The sequence below is a fragment of the Pseudomonas sp. COW5 genome (assembly GCF_026240005.1).
GTDB lineage: Bacteria > Pseudomonadota > Gammaproteobacteria > Pseudomonadales > Pseudomonadaceae > Aquipseudomonas > Aquipseudomonas kribbensis.
In genome coordinates, this window is sequence record NZ_JAPHVP010000001.1 from 4,253,988 (window position 1) to 4,279,743 (window position 25,756).

Sequence of the window (25,756 nt, forward strand, 5' to 3'; positions counted from 1 at the left end):
CCGGTGGTGAATCGGTCAGTGCCGGCCAAGTTCTCGTTGCAGCGCCAGATCCCACGGTGGCACGGGGCTGAAACGGGTCTTGAGGTATTCCAGCAGCAGGCGGCTGCGGGAGCTGGCCTGTTGTTCCAGCCGCAGCGCGTAGATGCCGGTGCTCTCCGGTTTCGGCAGGCCGTTTTCACAGAACAGCGGAAGCAACTCGCCACGCAACAGGTATTCGCTGGCCAGCCAGGTCGGCAGATGCGCGATCCCGAGTCCCGCAAGCGCACCGCAGACCAGCGCCTCGGCGTTGTTGGCGCTCATGCGAATGCGTGCCGGACGGTGCAGTTGCATTTGCCCGTCGTGTTCGAATCGCCAGGCGAAGGGCGGGGCAAGGCCATCCCAATCGAGGCCGTCGTGTTCGCCCAATTGAGCGGGCTCGCTCGGCACGCCCCGACGTTTGAGATAGTCGGGGCTGGCGCAGGCGATGCGCACCATGCTTGCCAGCGGTGTGGCCACCAGCCGGGTGTCAGCCATTTGCCCGGCGCGCAACACCAGATCGACCTTGCCCAGGTTCGAGCCATCCATGTCGACGAAGCTGTCGATCAGATGCAGCTGTACATCCAGGCCCGGATACAGCACCAGAAAGTCGGCTATTACCGGCGCCAGGTGCCGCCGCCCAAACGCCGCTGGCGCATCCACGCGAATCAAGCCTTCCGGCGCGCTGCTCAGGGACACCGCTTCGGCGCGGGCCAGTTGCAACTCGGCAACGATTCGCCGCGCCCGCTCGGCAAATGCCAGACCGGCCGGTGTGGCGCGCACTGCATGGGTGCTGCGGATGAACAATTGGCTGCCGACAGCGCTTTCCAGACTGTCGATACGCCGGGCGACGGCCGATGGTGTCAGTGGGTGTCGACGTGAGGCGGCAGAAAAACTGCCACTCTCCAGCACATCGAGGAACAGCCCGAGTTGTTCGGTCAATTGATTGGGGTTCATGAATCGGCTCAGTGCCTATGCGAATTTGGCACAGCCATTGTGCGTTGCTATGCGTTTCCGTGCCAGCGCCGACTGCGTAGGATGGGTCGCCTGACGTATGAGGAATTCTGCTGTGATCGAGTTTTTGCTGTACCTGTTATTTGGCGCCGCCCTCGGCACCCTGGGTGGGATATTCGGCATCGGTGGCGGCTTGATCGCCATTCCGCTGCTGGGTGTGTGGTTCGGCCTCGATCAACAGATCGCCCAAGGCACGGCGTTGGTGATGGTGGTGCCGAACGTGATGCTGGCGCTGTGGCGTTATCACCAACGCAATCGCATCGAACTGAGGCACGCGTTGCCGCTGGCAGTGATGGGGTTCTGTTTTGCGTGGATCGGCTCGATCTGGGCCGTGGGCATCGACGCGCAAACCATGCGCATCGGTTTTGTCGCGTTCCTTGTGGCGTTGTCGGCCTACAACCTGGTGCGCATGTTCGGCGCACGTCCGGCGGCGACGTCCGAGATGCGTTATTCATGGCCGTGGCTGGGCGTGCTCGGCGCGGCATCGGGCACCATGGGCGGTTTGTTCGGTGTCGGAGGGGCGGTGGTGGCGACGCCGGTGCTGACCAGCCTGTTCGGCACCACTCAGGTGGTCGCCCAGGGCCTGTCGCTGGCGCTGGCATTGCCGAGCACCGGTGTCACGCTGGTGACCTATGCGGTGCACCACGAAGTGGACTGGATGATCGGTCTGCCGCTGGCCATCGGCGGTCTGGCCAGCATCAGTTGGGGCGTGAAAGTGGCCCACGCAATGCCGGAAAAACTCCTGCGCGGGCTGTTCTGCGGCTTCCTGGTGCTGTGCGCGGTGATGCTCGCCTTTAAAGTTTGAAGCCTTCGACGATGTGCTCGGCCAGGCATTCAGTGATCGGCGACGGATTGTTCAGGTTGCGGATCAGCATGATGCTGGCCTCGGGCAACAGCGGCAGATCCTCGGCAGCCCCGAGAATCCGCAGATCCGGTGTTATCAGGCTTTCCAGTTGCGCGGTGATCGCCAGACCCGCGCTCACCACTGCCATCAATGCCGACAGGCTGGTGCTGTTGTAGGCAATCCGGTATTCGCGGCCCATGGCGTCCAGCGCATTGCAGGCCCACAGGCGGCAGAAGCAATCGCTGTTGAACATCGCCAGCGGCAACGGCGTCTGCTCGTGGGCGCTGAAATTCTGCGCCTCGGCCCAGACAAAACGCTCCTTGCGCAGCAACTGGCCAATCTCGTTGCCCGGCTCGCGGGTGACGATCGACAGATCCAGGTCCGTGCGCTGCAGCAACTGTCGGGTCGACTCGCAATGCACCTCGATCTGGATCAGCGGATAGAACTGGGCGAAGCGCGACAAAATCCCCGGCAGAAAGCGCATCACGTAATCGTCCGGCGTGCCGATCCGCACCGTGCCGACCATGTGCGGTTCGCGCAGAGTGTTGAATACTTCACTGTGCAATTTCAGGATGCGCCGCGCGTAACCGAGCAACACCTGACCTTCAGCGGTGAGGCGCACCTGACGCCCGTCACGCTCGAACAACTGGCGCTGCAACACGTCCTCTTCCAGCCGCTTCATCTGCATGCTCACGGCCGATTGGGTGCGGTTGACCATTTCGCCGGCGCGGGTGAAACCGCCCTGATCGGCAATCGCGACAAAGGTGCGCAGCACATCGGTATCGATACTGGGGTACGCCGACAATTGATGAATCTCCGTGATGCTTGCCATCAGAAACATTCGTTGGATTGATCGTAGCCCCGGCGCGAGACTTGAGCCATCCCAAAAAGGAGGCAACACGATGAAAGGTCAAAGAGAGTATGCAGGCGAAGAAAAATTTTCCGGCCATATCGTTTCCGATCTGTTGCACAAGTTTAGCCGCTGGTACGAACTTCACCGTGAACGCGAGTTGCTCGCCAGTCTGAGCGACGAGGCTTTGAAGGACATCGGGGTCAGCCGTGCCGATGTCGAACATGAAGCGATTCGGCCATTCTGGGACGATCCGATGCATAAATGATGAGGCCATTGCTACACAAACCACTTTGTAGTGAGGTAGCTTGCGAGCAGATACGGAGGTACACATGCCCGCGACTTTGTCCTTTTCCCTTAAACAGGCTCGACGTCTGGCACTGGCTGCCCAAGGGTTTCACGGGCGCCAGCCGCCGGCTGTCAAAGCCCTGCACGTCAACCGGCTGATCGAACGCCTCGGCCTGTTGCAGATCGACTCCGTCAACGCCGTGGTGCGCTCGCACTACCTGCCGCTGTTCTCCCGTCTCGGTTCCTATTCTGCTGACTTGCTCGACCAGGCTGCCTGGAGTTCGGGGCGACGTCGTTCGCTGTTCGAATACTGGGGCCACGAAGCGTCGTTGCTGCCACTGTCGATGTACCCGTTGATGGGCTGGCGCATGCAGCGGGCCAAACGGGGCGAAGACATTTATCAGCAACTGGCACGTTTTGGCCGTGAGCAACAGGACACCATTCGCCGGGTATTGGCGTCGGTCGAGGATCAGGGCGCACTGGGCGCCGGCAGCCTGTCGACCCGCGAGGAAAAGGCTGGGCCATGGTGGGACTGGAGCGCGGAGAAGCATGCGCTGGAATGGCTGTTTGCCGCTGGCGAAGTGACCGTCGCCGGGCGGCGCGGCTTTGAAAGGCTGTATGACCTGCCGGAGCGAGTGATCCCAACCTCCGTGCTGCAACAACCATTGCCCGATGAGGCCGAGGCGCAGCGCGGTTTGCTGCTGCACGCGGCTGAGGCGTTGGGCGTGGGCACGGAAAAAGACCTGCGCGATTACTTCCGGCTGAACCCTTCCGATGCCCGCCCGCGTCTGGCCGAACTGGTCGAGGACGGGCAACTGCTGACCTGTGAAGTCGCCGGTTGGCGCCAGATCGCCTATTGCCTGCCCGAGCCGAAAGTCCCGCGTAAAGTCGAGGCCAGTGCATTGCTGTCGCCGTTTGATTCACTGATCTGGGAGCGCAGCCGGACCGAGCGGCTGTTCGATTTCCGCTATCGGCTGGAGATTTATACGCCGCAGGACAAACGTGTTTACGGCTATTACGTGCTGCCGTTCCTGCACAACGAACGGATTGCTGCGCGGGTCGATCTGCGCGCCGAACGAGCGGCGGGACGCCTGGCAGTGCATGCGGTGCACGAGGAAGAAACGGGTCTGGACGACGCGGGGATGCTGGCCTTGGCGCTGAACCTGCGGCAGATGGCGGATTGGCTGGGACTTGAGCACGTACAACTCAATTGCCAGCGCGAAAGTGCCGGGCGGCTCTGGGTGGCTATGCTTCGCATCGGCTGCGACTGATCTGGCCTCATCGCTGGCAAGCCAGCTCCCACAGTGACCGAGTCGTTCACAAACTAAATGTACGACACCAATACTGTGGGAGCCGGGCTTGCCCGCGATGAGGCCCGATCAACCAATGAAGGTTTCCGAACTCAGCGCCGAACCTGTTTCAGGGTTTCAGCGATCAAAAACGCCAGTTCCAGCGACTGATCGGCATTCATCCGTGGGTCGCAATGGGTGTGATAGCGATCCGACAAGCCATCCTCGGTGATCGGTCGGGCACCACCGATGCACTCGGTGACGTTCTGCCCGGTCATCTCGATATGGATGCCACCGGCGTAGCTGCCTTCCGCTTCGTGAACCTGGAAGAACTGCTTCACCTCGCCAAGGATCTGCGCAAAGTCGCGGGTCTTGTAGCCGCTGCTGGCCTTGATGGTGTTGCCGTGCATCGGATCGGAACTCCACAGCACCTGCTTGCCTTCACGCTGCACTGCACGGATCAGCGCCGGCAGGTGATCGCCGACCTTGTTCGCACCCATCCGTGCGATCAGGTTGAGGCGGCCCGGATCATTGTCCGGGTTGAGTACGTCGATCAGGCGGATCAGGTCGTCGGGGTTCATGCTCGGGCCGACTTTCACCCCGATCGGGTTGTTCACCCCGCGCAGGAATTCGACGTGGGCGCCGTCGAGCTGACGGGTGCGGTCGCCGATCCACAGCATGTGCGCCGAGCAATCGTAGTAGTCGTTGGTCAGGCTGTCGCGGCGTACGAAGGCTTCTTCGTAGTTCAGCAGCAGCGCTTCGTGGGCTGTGAAGAAACTGGTCTCGCGCAGTTGCGGCGAGCTGTCCATGCCGCAGGCGCGCATGAAGGCCAGGGTTTCATCGATGCGGTCGGCCAGATGGCTGTACTTTTCGGCCAGCGCCGAATTGGCGATGAAATCCAGGTTCCACTTGTGCACCTGATGCAGGTCGGCAAAACCGCCCTGGGCGAAGGCGCGCAGCAGGTTGAGGGTGGCGGTGGACTGGTGATAGGACTGCAGCAGACGCTCCGGATCCGGTACGCGGCTGGCCGAGTCGAAACCGATGCCGTTGACGATGTCGCCACGGTAGGCCGGCAGGGTCACGCCGTCGATGGTCTCGTCGTTGGCCGAGCGCGGCTTGGCGAACTGGCCGGCCATGCGCCCGACTTTCACCACCGGGCAACCGGCGGCGAAGGTCATGACGATCGCCATTTGCAGCAGAACTTTGAAGGTGTCGCGGATTTTCGCGGCGGAGAACTCGGCGAAGCTTTCCGCGCAGTCGCCGCCCTGCAGCAGGAACGCCCGGCCCTGGGTGACTTCGGCAAACTGACGACGCAGCTCCCGCGCTTCGCCGGCAAACACCAGCGGCGGATAACTGGCCAGCGTCTGCTCGACCTGGCGCAGATGCGCGGCGTCGGGGTATCGGGGTTGTTGCTGGATCGGCAAGGCGCGCCAGCTGTCAGGGCTCCAGGGTTGGCTCATCACGGTCTCTAAGGTTCTACGCACGGACGGCCATGTTAGCAGCAATTAGTGCGTGACCTGCTCCCGCCGCATCGCGGACAATCGCCCCTTTGCCACAGTGCCGTTGCGGTAATGATCTGGAGACGAAATGACTGAGGAGCGCGTCGAGCTGTTGCTCGCCGAGGTACAGGATGAGTTCGGCGTGATTCGCGTGCTGGAAGTGGCCGACTACCGCTTTCTGGAGTTCGGCGATGCCATCGAGCAAAGCTGTGTGTTTACCGCCGACCCGAGCTGGCTGGAGTACGACTACACCCGGGCGATGCTGATTGGCGCGCTGTGCCATGAGCAACCGGAGAGCGCGTTGTTTCTCGGGCTGGGTGCCGGCACGCTGACCCAGGCCTGTCTCAAGTTCCTGCCGCTGGAAGATGTTGAAGCCATTGAGCTGCGCCCGGACGTACCGCGTCTGGCCATTGAATACCTCGGACTGGATGACGATCCGCGTCTGTACATCCGCGTTGGTGATGCAATCGAACTGCTACCGACGGCAGAACCGGCGGATCTGATTTTCGTCGACCTCTACACCGATGTCGGCCCGGGCGCCGCGCACCTTGCGTGGAACTTCCTTGGTGACTGTCAGAAACGTCTGAATCCCGGTGGCTGGCTGGTGATCAACCAGTGGGCTACCGATGACGGCAAGCCGTTGGGGGCGGCGTTGTTGCGCGGGCTCTATCACCGCCATTACTGGGAGCTGCCGGTGAAGGAGGGCAACGTGATTCTGATCGTGCCGGCGGATCTCGATCAGGTGCTGGACATGCAGGCGCTCACCGCGCGAGCTGAAGCGCTCGCGCCGAAGCTGGGTTATTCGTTGCAGTCGTTGATCAATTGCATCCGTCCGGCGACTTGAGTTTTAAACGCCTTTGAAGTCGCCAGGTCTGCGTTCCACCAGTGAGCGCACACCTTCCTTGGCATCCTCTGTTGCCAGTAATTTCTTCACCAGCGGCGGCAAACCCTGCGCCGCTGCGGTCTCGCCTTCATATCGCGCCTGACGCGCCGACATCAGCGTCGCCTGTACTCCAAGCGGCGCCTGCCGGGCAATCCGTTCCGCCAGTTCAATGGCGCGCGGCAGCAAGTCTTCGCTGGCCATGACCTCCTGCACCAACCCCAGGCGCAACGCATCGTGGGCATCGAACTCGTCGCCGGTCAGCAGCCAGCGCATGGCATTGCCCCAGCCGGCGACCTGATGAAAGCGCAACGTTGCACCGCCGAACGGAAAGATTCCGCGTTGCACTTCCATCTGGGCGAAACGGGTGTTGCTGGCGCACAGGTTGATGTCGGCGGCGAGCATCAGCTCGATGCCGATGGTCAGGCAATAGCCTTGCGCGGCGACGATCACCGGTTTACTGACTCGCGGTCCGACGAAGACGCCCCAGGGGTCGCAGCCGCCGGTCGGCACCTTCCAGCCTTGGGCGAGGGCGGAACTGGCGTTGACCAGGTCCAGACCGGCGGTGAAATGCTCGCCATGGCCGAACACCACCGCCACTCGCGCGTCGCTGTCGGCCTCGAATTCGCCGTAGGCCATGGCCAGGTCGTTGAGCAAATCGAGGTCGAAGGCATTGCGCTTGGCTGCACGGTCCAGACCGATCAAATGGACGTGGCCGTGGCGCGCACGGCTGACGCGGCCGGGGCAGGGCTGATTCATGGATGTTTCCTCGGACGGGAAGAAAGGGTGCAGCGACCAGATGCCGCACGTCGGTGAATCGTTTAAGCGCCATCGCCCGCAGGGCCGGGGTCTTTGAAAAATAGACCTTTGCCCGATTATCCGCAAAACCCCGTTACACAGCGGTGACAACTGTATTTCGCCGATAAAAAAAGCTCCCTTTTTGGGCAAATTCCGGTATAGTGCGCGCCGGCCTTTAACCGGGCCGCGTTTAGGTAGCGCAATTCCCCGAAGTCAGCTTCGGCTGCACGTCCGCACTGCGGGCTCTTCCTTGACGATTCTTTTTCATTCATTCGTTTTCGCAAATCCCCGCCGACAAAGCTGCCAGGGCGACTCTTGAGTCTCAACACGGCATGTGCAGCTTTGGAGCATGGGTCTTTGCGGATGCACTTAGAGGCAGACCCATGACCCAGGAAATCGGCGGCTTCGCCGCTCTTGAACTTCATCCCAATATTGTCGCTGCAGTAGTCGCTACCGGCTATGAAGAGCCTTCGGCCATTCAGCAGCAGTCGATCCCGATCATCCTCGCCGGTCACGATATGATTGGTCAGGCGCAAACCGGTACCGGTAAAACCGCTGCCTTTGCCCTGCCTATCCTGCACCGCATTGATCCGTCCAAGCGCGAGCCGCAAGCTCTGATCCTGGCCCCAACTCGTGAGTTGGCGCTACAAGTTGCAACCGCTTTCGAAACCTACGCCAAGCAAATGCCGGGCGTAACTGTTGTGGCTGTCTACGGCGGCGCGCCGATGGGCCCACAATTGAAAGCAATCCGTAATGGCGCACAGATCGTTGTCGCCACTCCGGGCCGTCTGTGCGACCACCTGCGTCGCGACGAAAAAGTGCTGCAGACCGTGAACCACCTGGTTCTCGACGAAGCAGACGAAATGCTCAAACTGGGCTTCATGGACGACCTCGAAGTCATCTTCAAGGCCATGCCGGAAACCCGTCAGACCGTATTGTTCTCGGCGACCCTGCCGCAATCGATCCGTGCCATCGCCGAGCGTCACCTGCGCGATCCAAAGCACGTGAAGATTCAGAGCAAGACCCAGACCGTTACCGCGATCGAACAGGCTCACCTGTTGGTTCACGCTGACCAGAAGACTTCTGCCGTTCTCAGCTTGCTGGAAGTGGAAGACTTCGACGCTCTGATCATGTTCGTGCGCACCAAGCAAGCGACCCTGGATCTGGCCAGCGCCCTCGACGCCAAAGGCTACAAGGCCGCAGCGTTGAACGGCGACATCGCCCAGAACCAGCGTGAGCGCGTGATCGACTCGCTGAAAGATGGCCGTCTGGACATCGTTGTGGCGACCGACGTTGCCGCCCGTGGTCTGGACGTTCCGCGCATCACCCACGTATTCAACGTGGACATGCCGTACGATCCGGAATCCTACGTGCACCGTATCGGCCGTACCGGCCGTGCCGGTCGCGAAGGCCGCGCGCTGCTGCTGGTGACTCCGCGTGAGCGCCGCATGCTGCAGGTTATCGAGCGTGTGACCGGTCAGAAAGTTGCCGAAGTGCGTCTGCCGGACGCCCAGGCCGTTCTCGATGCTCGCATCAAGAAACTGACCAACAGCCTGTCGCCGCTGGTGGCTGACGCCGAATCGACTCACGGTGATCTGCTGGATCGCCTGACCGCCGACATCGGTTGCACCCCGCGTGCCCTGGCTGCCGCGCTGCTGCGCAAGGCCACCAATGGTCAGGCGCTGAACCTGGCAGCGATCGAGAAGGAACGTCCACTGGTGCCGAACAGCGCTCCACGTGGTGACCGTCCTGAGCGTTCCGGTGATCGTCCGGACCGTGGTGATCGCGAGCGTCGTGCTCCGATGCCGCTGGGCGAAGGCCGTGCCCGTTGCCGTACCGCGCTGGGCGCGCGTGACGGTATCGCGGCGAAAAACCTGCTGGGCGCCATCCTCAATGAAGGTGGTCTGGCGCGTGAAGCCATCGGTCGCATCCAGGTGCGTGACAGCTTCAGCCTCGTCGAGTTGCCGGAAGATGGTCTGGACAAGCTCCTGACCAAGCTGAAGGACACTCGCGTTGCCGGCAAGCAGTTGAAGCTGCGTCGCTACCGCGAAGATTGATCTGCCTTTGAGCTGATTGATCGAACATAAAAAATCCCCGACTGGTTCGGGGATTTTTTTTGCCTGCGATTTGGGCATCAGCCGAAGCGGTAGATGTCCATGCCCAGTGCGCCCATGGTGAACCCTTGGTGCGCAATGCTGAAGTCGCCGCCCGCGCCACGGGCAAAGTACAGCGGCAACAGGTGTTCATCACTCGGATGGCTGCGCACGGCGTTCGGTGCCTGCTGGCGGTAAGCGTGCAGGGTGGCTTCATCATTGGCCGCCAGCTTTTCGATCATCCAGTCGCGGAAGTCCCGCGCCCACGGCTCGACACTTTCCGGGCCGGCGTGCCAGTCCAGTTCCCGCAGGTTATGGGTGATGCTGCCGGAACCGATCAGCAGAATGCCCTGATCGCGCAGGCCGGCCAGCGCCTGGCCCACGCGGGTCTGCAACGCCGGGCCGCCACGGCTGGGCAGGGATACCTGAACCACCGGAATATCGGCCTGCGGATACATCAGCGACAGCGGCACCCATACACCGTGGTCGAAGGGGCGTTGCGGGTCGAGGCGTGCCGGCAGGTTGTTGGCGGTCAGCAGATTGGCGACTTCGCGGGCCAGTTGCGGATTGCCCGGTGCCGGGTACTGCACTTCAAACAAAGCACGAGGGAAACCGCCGAAATCGTGCCAGGTTTCCGGTTGCGGATGGCTGCTGACCAGCAGTTCATGGCTTTCCCAATGGGCGGAAACGATGACAATGGCTTTCGGGCGTGGCAGTTCGGCGGCCAGACGCGCCAGGGCCGGGCCGCTGGCGCCGGGTTCCAGCGCCAGCATGGGCGAACCGTGAGAGATAAACAGGCTGGGAAACATGGAAGGGTTCCTGAGCGTTAAGATGGTTCATCTTCAGTCAGTTCATTGATCTAATTCCAATATAAGTTTTAACGCTTTTTGATCGAATTCTTAGGAGGAAGCATGCAGCCGGAGTTTTGGCACAAGAAGTGGGAATCCAATCAGATCGGCTTTCACCAGCCTGAGGTGAACCCGTATTTGCAGCGGCATTGGCCCGATCTGGCAATCCCGGCGCAGTCGTGGGTGCTGGTGCCGTTGTGCGGAAAAAGCCTGGATCTGCTGTGGTTGGCCGGTCAGGGGCATCGGGTTCTCGGTGTCGAGCTGTCCGAGAAGGCTGTCGAGGATTTCTTCCGCGAGCAGCAACTACAGCCGCAAATCAGCGAAGAGGGTGGCTTCAAAGTCTATCGGGCCGGGGCGATCGAGTTGTGGTGCGGTGATTTCTTCGCTTTGTCCGCGAACGATGTGGCCGATTGCGCGGCACTCTATGACCGTGCGGCGCTGATCGCCTTGCCGGCGCCGATGCGCGAGCGCTATGCGGCACATTTGCAGAATATCCTGCCGACTGGCCTGCGTGGGTTGCTGATCACGCTGGATTACGATCAGGCTCAGATGCCCGGACCACCGTTTGCAGTGACAGATGCCGAGGTGCAGCGGCTGTTCGGTGGTGACTGGACGGTGCAGGCGCTGGAGGAACAGGATGTGCTGAGCGAAAGCGGGAAGTTCCTGCAGGCGGGAGTGACAAGGCTGGAGGAGCGGGTGTACCGGCTGTCCGGTCAATAACAGGTACAAAAAAGGCCCGCATCACTGCGGGCCTTTTGTTTGTAGCCGGGCTGATCAGCCGCGACGACGCAGGGCGTCGATACGCTCTTCCAGCGGCGGGTGGCTCATGAACATACGGGCCAGACCCTGTTTGATGCCACCGTTGATGCCAAAGGCGTTCAGGGTATCAGGCATGTGCACCGGCAGACCCTGTTCGGCGCGCAAGCGTTGCAATGCGTTGATCATCGCACCCGTACCGGCCAGGCGGGCACCGGCATCGTCGGCTCGGAACTCGCGTTTGCGCGAGAACCACATCACGATCGCGCTGGCCAGAATGCCCAGCACCAGTTCGGCGAAAATGGTTGCGATGTAGTAGGCCGTACCCTGGCCTTCTTCATTCTTGAAGATCACCTTGTCGACGAAGTTGCCGATGATCCGCGCGAAGAACATCACGAAGGTGTTCACCACGCCCTGGATCAGCGCCAGGGTGACCATGTCACCGTTGGCCACGTGGCCGATTTCGTGGGCCAGAACGGCCCTCACTTCATCTTCCTTGAATCGTTCGAGCAAGCCCTGGCTCACCGCGACCAGGGCGTCGTTCTTGTTCCAGCCGGTGGCGAACGCGTTCGCTTCGTAAGCCGGGAAAATCCCGACTTCGGGCATCTTGATCCCGGCTTCACGGGACAGTTGCTCGACGGTTTGCATCAGCCATTGTTCGTGACGGGTGCGCGGCTGGGTAATGATCTGGGTGCTCGTGCTCATCTTCGCCATCCACTTGGAGATGAACAGCGAGAACAGCGAACCGGCGAAACCAAAGACGGCACAGAAGACCAGCAGCTGACTGAGGTTGAGGTCAACCCCGTTGGCCGCCATGAACCCGTTGAAGCCGAACAGGCTCAGGGTGATGCTGGCTATCAGCACGACCGCCAGGTTAGTGGCCAAAAACAGCAGGATGCGCATCATGGTTGTAGAAATCTCCTCAAGCTAAAGATGTAGCGTACTGCGGGGTATATAAGGCGCGGCACCGGGTGATTCAACCGAGTGACTATTTCAAACTGTGTCCTACACCGGATTCGCCGGGCATGGGAGATTTCCCACTGCCGAATCCGGTATGGATGACAGGCACGGGCCACCCGGCCTCATTGCGTCAGGCACGCATGATTTGTATGAGTCGCAAGTGTAGAAGGTGCTGGAGGAGGGGCAGAGCAGAAGTGTTGCTGAATCAGACAGTGCGCAACGAAAGGCTCGTTGCGCACGGATGGCCGGTTACTGGCGGTAGGATTTGAGGAAGTTACCGATGCGCCCGATGGCCATGTCCAGGTCATCGACCCGCGGCAGGGTCACGACGCGGAAGTGATCCGGCCAAGGCCAGTTGAAGGCCGTGCCCTGAACCACCAGCAGCTTTTCGGACAGCAGCAGGTCGAGGACGAATTTCTCGTCGTTGTGGATCGGGCAGATTTTCGGGTCGATCTTCGGGAACGCATACAGCGCGCCCATCGGCTTCACGCAGCTTACGCCGGGAATGTCGTTGAGCAATTCCCAGGTGCGGTTGCGCTGCTCCAGCAGGCGACCTTGCGGCAGGACCAGGTCGTTGATGCTCTGATAGCCGCCGAGGGCGGTCTGGATCGCGTGCTGGCTCGGCACGTTGGCACACAGGCGCATGTTGGCCAGCATGTCGATGCCTTCGATGTAGCTGTGGGCGTTGTGCTTCGGCCCGGAAATGGCGATCCAGCCGGAACGGAAGCCCGCCACGCGATACGACTTCGACAGACCGTTGAAGGTCAGGCACAGCAGGTCCGGCGCCAACGAAGCGGTGCAGATGTGCACGGCATCGTCGTAAAGAATTTTGTCGTAGATCTCGTCAGAGAACACCACCAGGTTGTGCTGGCGGGCCAGTTCCAGCATGCCCAGCAACACTTCCTTCGAATACACCGCGCCGGTCGGGTTGTTCGGGTTGATGATTACCATGGCCTTGGTGTTCGGGGTGATCTTGGCCTTCATGTCGGCCAGGTCTGGGAACCAGTCGGCGCCTTCGTCGCACAGGTAGTGCACCGCGTTACCGCCGGCCAGGCTCACCGCCGCTGTCCACAGCGGATAGTCAGGTGCCGGTACCAGCACTTCGTCACCGTTGTTGAGCAGGGCCTGCAACGACATCACGATCAGCTCGGACACGCCGTTACCCAGGTAGATGTCCTCGATGCCGACACCTTCGACCTGCTTCTGCTGGTAGTACTGCATCACGGCCTTGCGCGCGCTGAACAGGCCTTTGGAGTCGCTGTAGCCCTGGGCGGTCGGCAGGTTGCGGATCACATCCTGGAGGATTTCGTCCGGCGCTTCGAAACCAAAGGGCGCCGGGTTGCCGATGTTCAGCTTGAGGATGCGATGGCCTTCCTCTTCCAGGCGTTTGGCGTGCTTGAGCACCGGGCCGCGAATGTCGTAGCAGACGTTGGCGAGCTTGTTCGATTTGCTGAACTGCATGGCGATGTGATCCCGAAAATGAACGATCCAGGCGGCGAGTGGACAACCGTGCTGGGAATCCTGCGTCTTCACACAGGCAAACGTCTTGAGCGGCGGTTTCCAACAATCCGTTTGAATGCGCAGGGCCCCGCTGCCAGACTGGCGTGTGACGAGGCGCAATCATACGTGCCGCCCGATCCGTGGAAAAGGTACAGATCGGGCTTTTTCAGCCGCTGAGGTGTGATGATGGAAAAGATAGAAAAGACCCTGGAAGAATGGCGCGCGATGCTCGACCCGGAGCAATACAACGTGTGTCGTCTCAGTGCTACCGAGCGACCGTTCTCCGGCAAGTACAACGCCACGAAGACTGACGGCGTCTATCACTGCGTCTGCTGTAACGAGCCGCTTTTCGATTCCAGGACCAAATTCGACTCCGGTTGCGGCTGGCCCAGCTTCTACGCGCCGATCGGCGAGAGCGCGATGACCGAAATCCGTGACACCAGCCACGGCATGATCCGCACCGAAGTGAAATGCGCCCGTTGCGACGCGCACCTCGGCCACGTATTCCCCGACGGCCCGCCGCCGACCGGTCTGCGTTACTGCATCAACTCGGTGTGCCTGGACCTGGTACCGCGCGAATAGCCGATGCGGGCGATCTTCGGATCGCCTTTCGGATAATTAAATTGCACACAATTCAATTGTTCGCTATTTTTGCAGCTTCTCAACTTTCCAGAGTGCGCACCATGAGCGATAACCTGCTGAGCATTCCGTGCACCACCATCAAGGGTGAGCAAAAGACCCTGGCCGATTTCGCCGGCAAGGCGGTGCTGGTGGTCAACACCGCCAGCAAGTGCGGCTTCACCCCGCAATACAAGGGCCTTGAAGAGCTTTGGCAAACTTACAAGGACCAGGGCCTGGTGGTACTGGGCTTTCCGTGCAACCAGTTCGGCAAGCAGGAACCCGGCAACGAGGGGGCGATCAGCGAATTCTGCGAGCTCAATTACGGCGTCAGCTTCCCGCTGTTCAAGAAGATCGAAGTCAACGGCACCGGGGCGCATCCGCTGTTCGTGCAACTGAAGAAGCGCGCACCGGGCGTACTGGGTTCCCAGGGCATCAAGTGGAACTTCACCAAATTCCTGATCGGCAAGGACGGCCAGTTGGTCAAGCGCTTCGCCCCGGCCACCAAGCCGCAGGATCTGAGTCGCGAGATCGAAGCCCTGCTCAAATGAATGAACTGTCCACCGATGCCCTGAAGCTCGACAGTCAGTTGTGCTTCAAGCTGTATGCCGCGTCCCGGGCCGTGATTCGTGCTTACAAGCCGATGCTCGATCAGCTCGGCCTCACTTACCCGCAATATCTGGCGATGCTGGTGTTGTGGGAATGGCAGGAAGCGGCGCCGGAGCAACCGACGGTCAAGGCACTGGGCGAGCGTCTGGCGCTGGACTCCGGGACGCTGACGCCGCTGCTCAAGCGTCTGGAGCAACTTCAACTGGTGCAGCGTCAGCGCTCGGCACGGGACGAGCGTGAGGTTCACCTGAGCCTCACGCCTCAGGGGCAGGCGCTGCGCGAGCAGGTCGGGCCGTTGAAGGATCGCCTGTTGTGTGACAGCGGCGTGGACCTGGATCGGCTCAACGAGCTGCGCACCGGGCTTGATCATCTGCTGGGGCAAATCAAAGCGCTGTCGTAGTCGGTATCCACTGATCCAGAAGTGCGGCCAGTTCTTCGCGGCGGAAGGGCTTGGCCAGGTAGTCGCTCATGCCTGCCGCCCGGCAGCGCTCGCGTTCCTCGGACATGGCGTTGGCCGTCAACGCCACGATCGGCAAGTGCGGCCAGCGACCGCTCTGGCGGATCTGCCGGCTCGCTTCGTAACCGTCCATCACCGGCATGTTGCAGTCCATCAGCACCAGATCGAACTCGTGGTGTTCCAGTTGATCCAGTGCTTCTGCGCCATGGGCAGCCACCACCACTTCGCAACCGAGTTTGCCGAGCATGCCCTTGGCCACCAGTTGGTTGACCGGATTGTCTTCCACCAGCAACACCCGCCCGCGACGTTGAGAGGGCACGCTTTCCAGCCGCCCGCGGTCGATGGTGGTGATGTCCGGTTGCAGGGTTCTGCGCAGATTCTGATACAGCGCGTTGCGTGCCAGGGGGCGAGCCTGCTGTTGCAGCGGGGCGAGGGCGGCGGCTTCTTCGCCCGGCAGGAAACTGCCGTAGGCGGTCACCAGCAGAATCGGTGCGGTCATGGTCGGCCGCAAGCCGAACAGGCATTCGGGGCAATCCGTGATGATGATGTCCGGTGACGGGCCGAGCAGTGACGCTTCAATCGTGCGCTGTTCGTACGACAGGCCCCAGACCGGTAACAGACTGCTCAGCAGCTCTGACAGGCCGCTGGCCGCCGTGGTGATGGCAAGCACGCTGCCATGCAGTTGTGCCGGAATGACCGCGCGGGTGTGGCAGGGCAGCGGCAGTTCGGCACAGAACTGGCTGCCGAAACCGACTTCGGAGCTGATCGTCAGGCGCCCCTCCATGGCTTCGCACAGGTTGTAGGTCAGCGCCAGGCCCAGTCCGGTGCCGCCGTACTGGCGGGTAATACCGGCCCCGGCCTGGGTGAACGGCTGGAAAATCTTCACCTGGGCTTCCTGGGCGATGCCGATGCCGGTATCGCAGACCTCGATGCGCACGCCATCCTTCCAGGTCGACAAACGCACATCGACCCGTCCGAAGCGGGTGAATTTCAGGGCGTTGGACAGCAGGTTGCTGACGATCTGCCTGACCCGGGTCGGATCGCCGAGTACCAGCGCCGGAAAGTGCGGATCGATCAGGCACGTCAGCTCGACGCTGGGCGCGGCGTTCTGCGACAGCAGGTTGGCGGTGTCTTCAACGAGCGAACCGAGGTCGAACGGGATGTGTTCCAGCTCCAGTTGCCCGGCATCGAATTTCGACAGGTCGAGAATATCGTTGAGCAACTCCACCAGCACCTTGCCCGAGTCGTGGGCAATGGACAGCTGTTGCTGTTGTTCGCCATTGAGCGGGCCGTCGAGGGACAGCGCGATCATGCCCAGCAGGCCGTTGAGCGGAGTACGTATCTCGTGGCTCATGTTGGCAAGGAACGCCGAGCGCGCCTCGGCCATGTCCAGCGCCGTGCTGCGGGCGACCTCCAGTTCCTCGTTGGACTGGCTGAGGCGGGCGTTGATTGCCTTCAGTTCGGCGGTGCGCGCTGACACGATATCTTCGAGTTGAGCCAGGTAGTCAGTAAGGCGGTTCTCTGCGGTGCGCCGTTGCTGGATTTCCGTGGCGATGTTCTCGAACTGCTGGTTGGCGACCTTCACCAGCACGCCGATCTCGTCGTTGGCGTGTCCGCCCGGGCATTCCAGTGTTGTCGGTTCGGCGCTGCGCGGATCGCGTCCGCTGAGCTCACGGATCACCCGCACCAGTGGTTTGGTCAGCATCACGTAGAACAGCGCCAGCAGGATGCCGGTCAGGATCAGGCTGCGGGCAAACCCGTTGAGCAGCGTGATTTCGGCCCGGCGCAAGAAGCGGCTGCCGAAGGCATAGGTGTCCACTTCCAGGCTTAACGTACCGAGGGATTCGTTGGGCAAGTGGTCGAGATAGAGCCGGTCTTCGAACTCGCGTTTGGCACCGAACAGAAAGTCGCTGATCAATCGATAGCCGCTTTGCAGTTCCGGGCGTTTGACGCTGGCCAGTACCGTCTGATTGTTGTCGGTCAGTTGCGCGGAAATGATGGCCGGCGAGCGCAGCAGGCCCAGCGTGAGTTCCTGGGCCAGCTCGGCATCGATGTTGTAGGCGATGCGCGAGGCCGGATTATGACTGATTTCCAGCAAAGACAGGATTTCACGGTTGATGGAGGCGTCTTCACTGGCATAATCGATGCCGATTTGCAGCAGGCTGAGCAGCGTGCCCAGAATAAACCCGACCAGCACGGTAAGCCGGGCCTGTTTGTACGACAGCCGGTGGGTGAATTTGATATCCATGGGGTGTTGAACCACTTACGTTTCCCTTCGCTGCTCAAGCATAGTCGATCATGCATGGATACCGGAGTTCCCGCATCGCCTTGTAACAAGGGCCGGGCCGGGTGTCGAACGCTATCGGTCGTCGCTGTATCGCCATCATCACTGTGAACCAGCCCGAGGAGAAGACGTGGATTCCCGATTGAATGCTTTTCTTGAGCGCGCCGAGTCGGTTCTGGCGCGGATCGAACCGCTGCTGCCGGCGCCACGCCCGGTCATCGACTGGGGCACTTGCCTGGCTGCGCGCTGGCAGCGTGACGGTCGCAGCGGCTATCTGCTGCCGCTGGAAGTCAGCCTCGACATGCGCCTGTCGGATCTGATCGGTGTCGATCGGCAACTGGAGCAACTGGGCCGAAATACCCAACAGTTCCTCGACGGCATGCCGGCCAACCATGCGCTGCTCTGGGGTTCACGCGGGACCGGTAAATCCTCACTGGTGCGGGCGTTGCTGGCCGAACACGCCAAGGCCGGCCTGCGCCTGATCGAGATCGAGCGCGATCACCTGGCCGACCTGCCACGTGTGGTGGAGCAGATCGCCAAGTTGCCGCAGCGTTTCGTGCTGTTCTGCGATGACCTGTCGTTCGAATCCGGCGAAGGCGATTACCGCGTGCTGAAGAGCGTGCTGGATGGCTCGCTGGAGCAGGCGCCGGACAACGTGTTGCTGTACGCCACCTCCAACCGTCGCCATCTGGTGCCGGAAAAGGAAAGCGACAACGAAAACTGGAAGCGCGTCGACGGCGAGCTGCATCCAAGCGAAGCGGTGGAAGACAAGATCGCCCTGTCGGATCGCTTTGGCCTGTGGCTGTCGTTCTATCCGTTCACCCAGGAACATTTCCTCGACGTCGTCGAACACTGGATCGGCCAGTTGGCCGCCAAGGCCGGCCTGACCTGGCAGCGCGACGAACAACTGGACATTCTCGCCGTGCGCTGGGCGACCGGCCGTGGCAACCGCAACGGACGTTGCGCGTACCAATTCGCCCGTTATTGGGTGGGACTGAAATTGCTGGAGCACAAGGCATGATTGATTTGCAACAGAGCGGCCAGGGCCTCGAAGGCTATGGCATGTTGGCCGCGCAACTGGAGTCGCTGCTGGCGGACGAGCGCGATTTCATCGCCAATGCCGCGCAGTTTTCGGCGTTTCTGTTCAACCAGCTCGATGATCTGAACTGGGCCGGCTTCTACCTCAATCGCAATGAAGAGCTGGTGCTCGGCCCGTTCCAGGGCCAGATCGCCTGCGTGCGCATTCCGTTCGGTCGCGGTGTGTGTGGCGCGGCGGCGGCCAGCCTGCAGACACAACGGGTCGAAGACGTTCACGCGTTCCCCGGCCACATCGCCTGTGACAGCGCGTCGAACAGCGAACTGGTGGTGCCGTTGGTCAAGGACGGTCGCCTGATCGGTGTGCTCGACCTCGACAGTCCGAAGCTTGCGCGCTTCGGAGCAGAAGATCAGGCCGGTATCGAACGACTGGCGGCGATCTTCCTGCGCCTGACCGACTGCTGATCACGCTGCAAGGCCCGCCTTGCGCAGCACGCCGGCGGAATCGACCGCATCGATCTGGTGCGGGTCGAGGAACCGACTGGCGTATTGCAGGTACAGGCCTTCGCGGATGAACAGGCCGAACAGCTCGGCATCGATATGTGCCTCGCGGCACATGGTGGCCATGATCCCCAGCGCCTCGCTGAGGGTCTTGGCCTTTTTGTACGGGCGGTCGGCGGCGGTCAATGCCTCGAAGATGTCGGCAATCGCCATCATCCGCGCCGGCAGGCTCATTTCCTCGCGTTTCAAGCGTTTCGGGTAACCGGTGCCGTCCATTTTTTCGTGATGGCCACCAGCAATTTCCGCCACGTTGTTTAGATGCCCGGGGAAGGGCAAATGGCTGAGCATCAGGATCGTCTGCACCATGTGGTGGTTGATGATGTATCGCTCTTCTCGGGTCAGCGTGCCGCGAGGAATGCTCAGGTTGTACAGCTCGCCGCGGTTGTATTTGTAGCGCGGGACGTCGAGTTTGAACCCCCATGGGTTGTCCTCCGGAATCAGCTCGCTGTCGGCGCGTTCGAGCAGGTGTTCGGGCTTGTCGGACAGTAATTTTTCGCTGACGGGCAGGGTTGGTGCGGGCGTTCGTGCCTGGCGACGGTTTTCTTCCCAGGACACGCCCAGTCGATCATCCAGCGTGCGGGTCCAGGTGCGCTGCGCAATGCCCTCAAGACGCTGAAGGTCGGTGTCGGCCATGGCCTCACTGCCCAGGTTGCAGCGGGCGACGAAACTGAAATCGTCATCCAGAGCCGTCAACGTCGTGTCGCGCAGGCTGGCCAGTTGTCGTTCGTCCCCGCCCGATGCCAGAGCTTGCCAGTAGCTGATCCAGGCATCGCGCTTGAGCACCTCGAAGCGGGTGCGGATTTCATGGATGCGATCGTTCAGGGTTTCCAGTTTGGTGGCTTTGTCGACGACATATTCCGGCGTCGTGACCTTGCCGCAGTCGTGCAGCCACGCGGCGATGTGCAAGGCTTCCCATTCATCCTCACTGGGCTGGTAGTCGCTGAAGGCCGGGGCTTCGCTCGCCGCCGCCGCATGGGCGAGCATCAGGGTCAGTTCCGGCACGCGCTGGCAATGGCCGCCGGTGTAAGGGCTCTTGGCATCGATGGCGCCGGCCAGCAGTTGAATGAACGCATCGAGCAGCTGTTTCTGCCGTGCTTGCAGGCGCTGGCTCTCGATGCTCACCGCCGCCGCGCCGGACACCGCTTGCAGGAATGCGATACGGTCGGGGCGCAGTTTTTCAAGGTCGGCCGGGGTGCCGCTGTCGCTGATCAGCAATACCAGCAGACCGATTGTCTCGTTGTGCCGGTTGTGCAGACGGATCCCGATCAGGTGTACGCGCGGTGTTTCCATGGCCAGCAGTACTTTTTGCAAGTCGGCAGCCTGTTCGAAGCCGAGGCTGCTCACTACGTTGTCGGCCTTCGCCAGTTGCTCAAACCAGCTGGGGCCCTGGGTGGCGTCGAGGTTGTGTCCCTGGATATCGAAGGCAGCCAGCGTCTGTGAGGTGCCGTCGACCACCAGCCCGTAAGGTTCCATGCGGTTGCCATCACTTTCCCGCAGGTAGATCAGCCCTGCCTGGGCTTGGGCGATCTGCACCGTTTCGAACAATACCCGTTGCAGCAGCGGGGCGAAGCGGGTTTCGGCGGTCAGGCTGTCGGTGATGCGAAAGAAGCTGGCCAGAGTGTCCTTCATCCGCGCCATCGACAGGCTCAACTGGTCGACTTCCAGCACCGGTGAGCGACGGGTCACGGGAAAGTTGAAATCGAAACTGCGGATGGCGTCGGCTTCCTTGACCAGTGCATGCAGCGGCTTGACCAGAATCCGCGAGATCAGCCAGCCCAGCGGCAGGCACAACAGCAGGGTGGCGAGGGTGATCAGCGCACCCTGCCAACGCATGCGATAGGCATCGACCAGCAACTCGTCCTCCGGCACCAGCAAGGCCATCTGCAAACCTTTCGGACCACCTTCCTGCAGGCTGCTGCGGGCGACGATCCAGCGTCGCCCGTCAGCATTCAGGCGTTTGCCCTGATGATCGGCAGACAGCAGGGCATGCAGGCTCGGGCTCAAGTCGGCCGCCTTGGCCAGGCGCGCGGTGCGGTCATCGACGATCAGCCGGCTGCTGTCGGGGTACGCTACGGCGTTGCCTTCGGCGTCGAAGAGGACGATTTCTGTCGCTGGCGTCACCACGTGTTTGGTCAGGGTCGCCGACAGCGCGTCGAGGGTCAGGTCGGCAGCGATCACTGCGTGCTCACCGCTGCGCCGGGCGAGCGTGGTGCCGACATTGTGGGTGGAAAAGAACACGTAGGGTTCGGTGGTGATCTGCTCGTTCTGTTTTTGTGCGCCAATGTACCAGCCCCGACTGCGCGGGTCGTAGGCATCGTCCGGATTGTCGTGACGACCGACCGCCGACAACGCCTGATCGAAGAACAGCGACTGTGATCTGACGCCGCCATTGGCGTCATGCTCGATGCTCCAGACCTGATAGGCCGCTGCATCCGGCGCCTTGAGCAAGTTTTTCAGTGAGGCGGTGCGCAACGGCCGCACCATGAAGAAATCACCGTTGTCGTAACCCAGATACAACGAGGCCAGGTCCGGGTTGTCCGCCAGTGACTGGCTGAACGGTTTGAGCAGTGTCAGGCGTTGTTCAAGGGCGGAGGCCTGAGTCCCGGGGTTGTCCGCGAGCAGGCTCAGCAAGTGCCGGATCGGCGCATAGGTCGATTGCAGATCGACGCGCACATCCTGCTCGATGCGCTCGAACAGCTTTTCGCTGCTCGACAGAATGATCTGCGTGGTCTGCCGGTAGTTGAACAGCCCCAGCACGACCCCGGTGAGCAACAGCAGAAAGGTGAACATGACGCTGATATGCACGTGCAGGGGGAACCGGCGTTGATCCGGGCGCAGTGGGCTGGGCATTACGGACTCTCCGAGTTGATAAACACACTGCTCAGCGCCCAAGCATAGTTAAGGCCCGGTCATTCTGCTGTGGTCGGTCAACGTCAGTTGCTGCTCCAATGCCTTCTCCAGTTCCAGAATGGCGAAGTTGCTCGCCTTGCACCGGCGTTCGATCTCCTCCACCGGCAAAGCTTGCAGGCAAGCCTGTTCGAGTGCGTCGCAACTGTTGATCAGGCGCGATGCCTGGGCAATGCGTGCAGCGCCTTTGATCCTGTGCGCCATCTCGGCCAGCGCCAGGTGATCCCGGCCGGTGGACAAGGCCTGTAGATCCTGGCGGTCATTCCGGCTGCTTTTCAGAAGTTCGGTCAACAGTCGCCTGGCCTGAGCGGGGTTCCCTCCGGTCAGCGCATAAAGTCCCTGCAGGTTGAACGCAGGTGTATGGGGCACAGGTGCATCGAGGATTGGCCGGACACTGTCGACCCATTGGCTCAAGGCACTCAGGCTCAGTGGTTTGAACAGGCACTCGTTCATGCCGGCCTGCTTGCAGCGATGCACCTCTTCTGGTTGGGCATTGGCGGTAAACCCCAGCACGGTGCAGGTCGGGCGTTGCGTGAGTTCTTCGTGGCGCCGGATCGCGCGGGTCAGCTCATAGCCGTTCATGACGGGCATGTTGCAATCGGCGATGACCAGATCGAATGCGCCGTTTTTCCATTGTTCCAGTGCGCTCTGGCCTTCTTCGGCAATGCTGAAGCGGTGTCCCAGGAATTCGAGTTGCTGGCACATCAGCAGGCGATTGGCCGGGTGATCGTCGACCACCAGAATGTTGAGGGGGGTGAGGGTGGTCTGGATCTGTGGTTCGTGTTTCCGGCTTTTCACCTCAGCGGGCATGATTGCCAGCGGCAGCGACACACTCACTTGTGTGCCGATCCCGGGCTGGCTGCTCAATTGCAGTTGCCCTCCCATCATTTCGCACAGACTGCGGCTGATGACCAGCCCCAATCCTGTGCCGCCGATTGCCCGGTTCCTGCCATGGCTGGCCTGGGTGAAAGGTTCGAACAGCCGCTGCTGATCTTCGGCAGTAATACCGATGCCGCTGTCCTGAACCGTCAGTTGCACCTGCGAGCAAGCGGGAACATCGCTGTCCAGCAGTTCCAGCGAGATCCTGATCTGGCCTTTTTCGGTGAATTTGATGGCATTGCTGATCAGGTTCGACAGCACCTGTTTGAAACGCAAGGGATCCAGATGTACGTCGATGTTCAGTTCGGGCGGGGAGACGTTCACCACCAGTGCCAGTCGTTTCTGTCGGGCCAGGCCTTCGAAAATCCTGACCACCGACGCAATGGTATCGATGAGATTGACCCGTTCGGGGCTCAGGCTCAGGCGCCCGGATTCGATCCGGGCAATATCCAGAATGTCACCGATCAGACCCAGCAGATCCTTGGCCGAACTGTAGGCGGTTTCGATGCTGGAGCGGTCCGGATGCACTTTGTCCATGCGTTTGAGGGTCAGTTCGAGCATGCCGATGACCGCGTTCATCGGCGTACGGATTTCATGGCTCATGGTCGCCAAGAAAGTACTCTTGGCACGGTTGGCATCATCGGCCTGTTCCTTGGCGGCACGAAGCTCGTCAAGCAGCTCATGACGTTCACTGATGTCGATCCAGCCGCCGATGATCCCCTGAACATCGCCGCTGGAGTCGCGGTACGGCAGGATCCAGTGATAGATCGTCAGGCGCCGGTTGCCGATTTGCAACGGCCGGTCGAGCACCAGCGGCCTGCCCTCGTTCACGACCCGCTGGTAGTCGGCCTGAAAGGCCCTGGCTTCGAAGGCGTTGCTCAGAGCACCTTCCATCACATTCTTGCCGATGACGTCTTCGCGTCTGGCCTTGAAGGCTTCGAGATAACTGTCGTTGCAGCTTTGCAGCAATCCCTGCCGGTCACGCACATAGATCGGATGAGGCGTGCCGTTGACCAGCGAGCGCATGAACTCCAGCTGATCGTTCAAGGCGCGTTCGGCGGCCTGGCGCTGTTTGATCTGGCGACGCATGTAGGCATTCCAGAGCATCGACAGCAGCAACAGCAGGCCGGCCGCCCCGATCACCTGATAGAACAGGCGTCGATATTGGTACCAGGTGCCCTGTGAAAGGCTTGAATATCCCCTCCATCGACCATTGATGATGCCCAGTTCTTCGGGCGATATGCTCATCAGGGTCTTGTCGATGATCGAGCCCAGTTCGGTGTTGTCTCTGGCGGTTGCCAGGGAAAAGGCTGCCTGCCGGGTGCCGATAGTGGTAGTGATCTGCAAGGGGTGTTCGAAGATGTGCGAAGCGATGAAGTAATTGGCGATCACCAGCGAGTTCACGGCGCCTTCGACCTGACCCTCGTCGAGCAATGCCACGGCACCGAAAGTGTCCGGGGTCTCGATCAACTGGATGTGTGGAAACTCGTTGCGCAGGTACTCGATCATCGGGTTACCCTGGGCGATGGCCAGGCGCTTGCGCTTGAGCTGACCCAGGTGGGTCGGACTGTCGGCAGCCTTGCGGGTCAGCAGGACATAGGAGTTTTCAAGGTAGGGGCGGCTGAACTTCAGGGTTTCCTCGCGTTGGGCGGTCGGCAGCAGGGCGGCGATAAGGTCGGCCTGATGGTTTTCGATCTGTTTGATCATCTCGGCGTCGCTGCGGCTGCGGCGGATTTCGAAGCGCAGGCCGGTTCGCAACCGAATGAGTTCCAGCAGGTCGGCGCTGATGCCGCGAAAGTTGCCATCGGTGTCAAAGAAGCTCAGGGGGGCAAAGGCCTCATTGACGACCACGCTCACCACCGGGTGTTTTTTCAGCCATTGTTCTTCGCGGTGGGTCAGTTGCAGTTTCTGGTCGGTCAGCAAGGTATCGCTGCCGGCACTCCAGCGTTTGGCGATGGTTTCCCGCTCGCTGCCGGGGACAGCCTTGAGCACGTTATCGATGATACCCAGCAGTTGAGGATTGTCGCGACGCACGGCAAAGCTGAAACCGTGGGCTTCGTGCTTGCCGAAATTGGCCATGCGGATGTTGTTCAGATACCCCTTGCTGATCATGTAGTGGGTGGAAATGGTGTCGCCGAGAAACACATCTGCCTGATCGAAGGCGACGGCGTTGATTGCATTCTGGTAGGACGGATAGGAGGTGATGAGGGCTTTGGGATACAGCGCCTTGACTTCGTCCAGCGGCAGATAGTGATACAGCATGCTCAGCCGCAATCCGGCCAGACCTTCGCTCAGAGACCGGGTTTCACCCGTGCGGGTGACCAGTACCGGTTGATCGATGGCGTATGGGCTGGACAGTACGATGTTGGCGTTTTCCGCCTCCAGCCCGTTGGACGTGCCAAGCATGTCGATGCTGCCCTCGAGCAATGCCCGGATCGCCGCGTCCCGTGTGGCAAAGCGCTTGACCCTGACCGGCAGGCGGGTTGCCTGACCGATCAGTCCGGCGTAATCGGCCGTGAACCCTTCGTAATCGCGGCCGCTGGCCGTCATGTCAAAGGGCGGATAGTCGGGAGCCGATGTGCCCAGAACCAACTCATTGCGATTGTGCAACCAGTCCCCTTGCGCATGATCGAGCAGGACTGGAAGCGACTTGTCGGTCGAGCGACTGAGCAGGGCCAGGTCTTGCGAGATGACGGGGGCGGCTGCTGCATGAGCACTTAATCCAAGGCATGCGCTCAATACAATCAGGCAGTTTTTCAAGCGACTGGGCAT

The 25,756-nt window shown here is 61.1% G+C and carries 21 protein-coding genes; 11 read left to right on the forward strand and 10 right to left on the reverse strand.

Annotated features, from left to right (window positions below; all coding sequences use genetic code 11):
* Positions 1–15: 15 nt before the first annotated feature.
* Positions 16–972: a LysR family transcriptional regulator gene (locus OQ248_RS19430; protein WP_085710761.1), complete on the reverse strand. Its 957-nt coding sequence runs from the start codon at positions 970–972 to the stop codon at positions 16–18.
* A 112-nt stretch (positions 973–1,084) separates the two neighbouring features.
* On the opposite strand from OQ248_RS19430, the gene OQ248_RS19435 reads away from it, so the two are divergent.
* Positions 1,085–1,834 carry a sulfite exporter TauE/SafE family protein gene (locus OQ248_RS19435; protein ID WP_085744971.1) on the forward strand — a complete coding sequence of 250 codons (750 nt, stop codon included), beginning with the start codon at positions 1,085–1,087 and terminating at the stop codon, positions 1,832–1,834.
* Here OQ248_RS19435 and OQ248_RS19440 read toward each other — a convergent pair.
* The gene (locus OQ248_RS19440) at positions 1,824–2,678 is read right to left on the reverse strand and encodes a LysR substrate-binding domain-containing protein (protein WP_170931623.1); all 855 of its coding nucleotides are present in this window, start codon (positions 2,676–2,678) and stop codon (positions 1,824–1,826) included. The genes OQ248_RS19435 and OQ248_RS19440 overlap by 11 nt on opposite strands.
* Positions 2,679–2,775: 97 nt before the next feature.
* On the opposite strand from OQ248_RS19440, the gene OQ248_RS19445 reads away from it, so the two are divergent.
* Entirely contained in the window at positions 2,776–2,991 is a 216-nt protein-coding gene (locus OQ248_RS19445) for a DUF1127 domain-containing protein (protein WP_114884556.1), read from the forward strand.
* A 64-nt stretch (positions 2,992–3,055) separates the two neighbouring features.
* Entirely contained in the window at positions 3,056–4,282 is a 1,227-nt protein-coding gene (locus OQ248_RS19450; RefSeq protein ID WP_265813664.1) for a winged helix-turn-helix domain-containing protein, read from the forward strand.
* 131 nt (positions 4,283–4,413) lie between these two features.
* Here OQ248_RS19450 and OQ248_RS19455 read toward each other — a convergent pair whose 3' ends face one another.
* The gene (locus OQ248_RS19455) at positions 4,414–5,760 is read right to left on the reverse strand and encodes a 3-deoxy-7-phosphoheptulonate synthase class II (protein ID WP_114884552.1); all 1,347 of its coding nucleotides are present in this window, start codon (positions 5,758–5,760) and stop codon (positions 4,414–4,416) included.
* A gap of 127 nt (positions 5,761–5,887) precedes the next feature.
* Here OQ248_RS19455 and OQ248_RS19460 point away from each other — a divergent pair, with 127 nt between their 5' ends.
* Positions 5,888–6,643: a spermidine synthase gene (locus OQ248_RS19460; RefSeq protein WP_085710756.1), complete on the forward strand. Its 756-nt coding sequence runs from the start codon at positions 5,888–5,890 to the stop codon at positions 6,641–6,643.
* Between the two features lie 3 nt (positions 6,644–6,646).
* Here the strand turns inward: OQ248_RS19460 and OQ248_RS19465 are convergent, their stop codons facing one another.
* Positions 6,647–7,438: a crotonase/enoyl-CoA hydratase family protein gene (locus tag OQ248_RS19465; RefSeq protein ID WP_265813666.1), complete on the reverse strand. Its 792-nt coding sequence runs from the start codon at positions 7,436–7,438 to the stop codon at positions 6,647–6,649.
* Between the two features lie 422 nt (positions 7,439–7,860).
* On the opposite strand from OQ248_RS19465, the gene OQ248_RS19470 reads away from it, so the two are divergent.
* A complete protein-coding gene (locus tag OQ248_RS19470) occupies positions 7,861–9,534 on the forward strand; it encodes a DEAD/DEAH box helicase (RefSeq protein ID WP_007955707.1) in 1,674 nt (557 codons plus the stop codon).
* A gap of 77 nt (positions 9,535–9,611) precedes the next feature.
* Here OQ248_RS19470 and OQ248_RS19475 read toward each other — a convergent pair whose 3' ends face one another.
* Positions 9,612–10,379, reverse strand: coding sequence for a class III extradiol ring-cleavage dioxygenase (locus tag OQ248_RS19475; protein ID WP_265813667.1), 768 nt, complete (start codon positions 10,377–10,379; stop codon positions 9,612–9,614).
* A 102-nt stretch (positions 10,380–10,481) separates the two neighbouring features.
* Here OQ248_RS19475 and OQ248_RS19480 point away from each other — a divergent pair, with 102 nt between their 5' ends.
* Complete coding sequence (locus tag OQ248_RS19480) at positions 10,482–11,138, forward strand: thiopurine S-methyltransferase (RefSeq protein WP_265813668.1); 657 nt, start codon at positions 10,482–10,484, stop codon at positions 11,136–11,138.
* 54 nt (positions 11,139–11,192) lie between these two features.
* On the opposite strand, the gene htpX is transcribed toward OQ248_RS19480, so the two are convergent.
* Complete coding sequence (htpX, locus tag OQ248_RS19485) at positions 11,193–12,080, reverse strand: protease HtpX (protein WP_085710752.1); 888 nt, start codon at positions 12,078–12,080, stop codon at positions 11,193–11,195.
* Between the two features lie 303 nt (positions 12,081–12,383).
* Positions 12,384–13,595 (reverse strand): pyridoxal phosphate-dependent aminotransferase, encoded by a 1,212-nt coding sequence (locus tag OQ248_RS19490; protein ID WP_085710751.1) that lies wholly within the window; start codon positions 13,593–13,595, stop codon positions 12,384–12,386.
* Positions 13,596–13,820: 225 nt separating this feature from the next.
* Here OQ248_RS19490 and msrB point away from each other — a divergent pair, with 225 nt between their 5' ends.
* From msrB to OQ248_RS19505, 3 genes are all read left to right on the forward strand, one after another.
* The gene (msrB, locus tag OQ248_RS19495; RefSeq protein WP_119429624.1) at positions 13,821–14,216 is read left to right on the forward strand and encodes a peptide-methionine (R)-S-oxide reductase MsrB; all 396 of its coding nucleotides are present in this window, start codon (positions 13,821–13,823) and stop codon (positions 14,214–14,216) included.
* Between the two features lie 101 nt (positions 14,217–14,317).
* Positions 14,318–14,803: a glutathione peroxidase gene (locus OQ248_RS19500; RefSeq protein ID WP_175376994.1), complete on the forward strand. Its 486-nt coding sequence runs from the start codon at positions 14,318–14,320 to the stop codon at positions 14,801–14,803.
* On the forward strand, positions 14,800–15,261 hold the full coding sequence (locus OQ248_RS19505) for a MarR family transcriptional regulator (protein ID WP_265813669.1): 462 nt from the start codon (positions 14,800–14,802) through the stop codon (positions 15,259–15,261). Before OQ248_RS19500 ends, OQ248_RS19505 begins: the two co-directional genes overlap by 4 nt.
* Here OQ248_RS19505 and OQ248_RS19510 read toward each other — a convergent pair.
* Positions 15,245–17,566: a response regulator gene (locus OQ248_RS19510; RefSeq protein ID WP_265813670.1), complete on the reverse strand. Its 2,322-nt coding sequence runs from the start codon at positions 17,564–17,566 to the stop codon at positions 15,245–15,247. The two genes, OQ248_RS19505 and OQ248_RS19510, sit on opposite strands and share 17 nt — an antisense overlap.
* 166 nt (positions 17,567–17,732) lie before the next feature.
* On the opposite strand from OQ248_RS19510, the gene OQ248_RS19515 reads away from it, so the two are divergent.
* Both OQ248_RS19515 and OQ248_RS19520 read left to right on the forward strand, forming a co-directional pair.
* Positions 17,733–18,623 (forward strand): ATP-binding protein, encoded by an 891-nt coding sequence (locus tag OQ248_RS19515; RefSeq protein ID WP_265813671.1) that lies wholly within the window; start codon positions 17,733–17,735, stop codon positions 18,621–18,623.
* Positions 18,620–19,102 carry a GAF domain-containing protein gene (locus tag OQ248_RS19520; protein WP_260520424.1) on the forward strand — a complete coding sequence of 161 codons (483 nt, stop codon included), beginning with the start codon at positions 18,620–18,622 and terminating at the stop codon, positions 19,100–19,102. Before OQ248_RS19515 ends, OQ248_RS19520 begins: the two co-directional genes overlap by 4 nt.
* Here the strand turns inward: OQ248_RS19520 and OQ248_RS19525 are convergent, their stop codons facing one another.
* Both OQ248_RS19525 and OQ248_RS19530 read right to left on the reverse strand, forming a co-directional pair.
* Positions 19,103–22,048 carry an HD domain-containing phosphohydrolase gene (locus tag OQ248_RS19525; protein ID WP_265813672.1) on the reverse strand — a complete coding sequence of 982 codons (2,946 nt, stop codon included), beginning with the start codon at positions 22,046–22,048 and terminating at the stop codon, positions 19,103–19,105.
* 48 nt (positions 22,049–22,096) lie between these two features.
* A complete protein-coding gene (locus OQ248_RS19530) occupies positions 22,097–25,756 on the reverse strand; it encodes a transporter substrate-binding domain-containing protein (protein WP_265813673.1) in 3,660 nt (1,219 codons plus the stop codon).